At 46.5% G+C, this 1,632-nt stretch carries 3 protein-coding genes; all 3 read right to left on the bottom strand.

The window, feature by feature from the left end; all coding sequences use genetic code 11:
- Positions 1–647, bottom strand: a 647-nt coding sequence (locus ACFU9E_RS35475; RefSeq protein WP_380715703.1) for a glucosaminidase domain-containing protein, incomplete at its 3' end; no start/stop codon positions are given.
- A 5-nt stretch (positions 648–652) separates the two neighbouring features.
- Positions 653–871 carry a hypothetical protein gene (locus ACFU9E_RS35470; RefSeq protein ID WP_376642732.1) on the bottom strand — a complete coding sequence of 73 codons (219 nt, stop codon included), beginning with the start codon at positions 869–871 and terminating at the stop codon, positions 653–655.
- A gap of 13 nt (positions 872–884) precedes the next feature.
- Positions 885–1,632, bottom strand: a 748-nt coding sequence (locus ACFU9E_RS35465; RefSeq protein ID WP_380715701.1) for a hypothetical protein, incomplete at its 5' end; no start/stop codon positions are given.

The raw sequence follows: 1,632 nt of genomic DNA, 5'->3' as shown, positions 1-1,632 counted from the left end.
GTGTAGAATGTACCGCCGGATGGTGCGGCTCCTGATACCTTCAGGACTTGACCAACACGAATCATATTAACATCTTTAATACCGTTCACTTTCGCCAACTCCTTCACTGACGTATTATATTTCTTTGCAATTGCTGTCAATGTGTCACCCGCCTTAACGGTATATGTCGAGCCGGACGACTTGGCAGGTTTCGCCTTCACTGCGGCTTTGTTCCCGACCTTATCGTATTTCGTCAGCCCGTGGGCTTCGATTGTGGCGATAAGCTTCTTCGCATAGTTCGGGTCTGTCGCATATCCACCCTTTTGGATGGCGGCACAAGCTTGTACATAGTTCGTTTCCCCGACAACAGCCTTATAACGGTCAAGACGGTTATAGAGGTTCACAAGGTCTATGATAGAATCGCGAACAGACTTATACGCCCGGAACCCTGCTTTGATTGTTTTATCGACCCCGTTTAAAACCTCCCACGTGCCCATATGAACGGTTCCAGCGTTCCCGATACCTTTTATACCAAACAGGTTATTTGCACGCGTAGCAAGCCCGGATTTGCCCCAATTTGACTCATGTATGGCTTGTGCTGTGATAACTGAAGGTAAAACTCGACTTACACCGTATAATTTTTGTGCTTCACTTGCAACATTCTCCATGAAACTCATTCTTTTACACTCTCCCTCATTTGTTGTCTCATTTCATTTATTTGTTCGTCTGAAGCGGATTCAATCCATAGTTTTCTATCCTTCTGAAATTGCGCCCGCCAATATCCCGGCGGCTGTACGGTTGTCGCATTATCCGGTACGGAATCAGCCGGAACAATTTCAGGATAGTCGAAGATGAAATCCGAATCATATACGAATACTTGTATCATTTCCATTGCTCCAACCCTCCTAGTAAGGCACTGCCGCGTCTAATGACCAACTGGACACGGCGGACTGATTGTTTCCTGAAAAGCCGACAAACGCCAGTTTACCGTCAGTGTTGATATAAAATTTTGTGAAGCCTGTCGTTCCGTATGCTGTTGCCATGACCGCCTTTTTGTCTGACGGTGAATATGACGCGGGCAATTGTGCAAAGTCAACGCCGAGGTCACACGCCACGTCACCTTTTAGCATGAGGATGTTTCCCCAGCGGGTATACTGCGGTGTTCTTCCTGACGCCTTTGCTCCATTCAATAACGGAAGGTTATACCATGTGAGCGCCATAAAATCATTTTGTGTAAACAGCTGTCGCCAACCCCTGAATACATTGTCAGTGTGTATAACACCAATCCATGACGTATTATCATAGGAACGTGTCAGAACCAATTTCCGCAGACCGTTTGGCGCTGGTAGAATGTCGAGATAGTACCAAGAAGCGTCACCCGGTAACGGTAGTTGATTCCATCCTGTCCCATAATAAAAACCGGGTGGTGCGGTGAATATGCTGTCAGCTGAAGCCAACCGTTTCCGCATTCCTTCAGCATCCGTTAATGCATATTTCTGTGAGAAGTTTTGAACCCCGATAACATCCTGAAGCGATAGATTCGTTGTCTGTAAATCCTTTTGCAGCTGTGTCGCATCCGTAGCAGCTTGATTCCATTTCAAACGTTCAGAATCCGAGACGTGAGGTTTAGCATTTGCGATATGGTTCTTCAGG

The sequence above is a fragment of the Kitasatospora sp. NPDC057595 genome (genome assembly GCF_042800875.1).
Taxonomy (GTDB): domain Bacteria; phylum Actinomycetota; class Actinomycetes; order Streptomycetales; family Streptomycetaceae; genus Kitasatospora.
The sequence above is the reverse complement of the archived record's forward strand: the minus strand, read 5'-3'. Positions and strand labels throughout refer to the sequence as shown.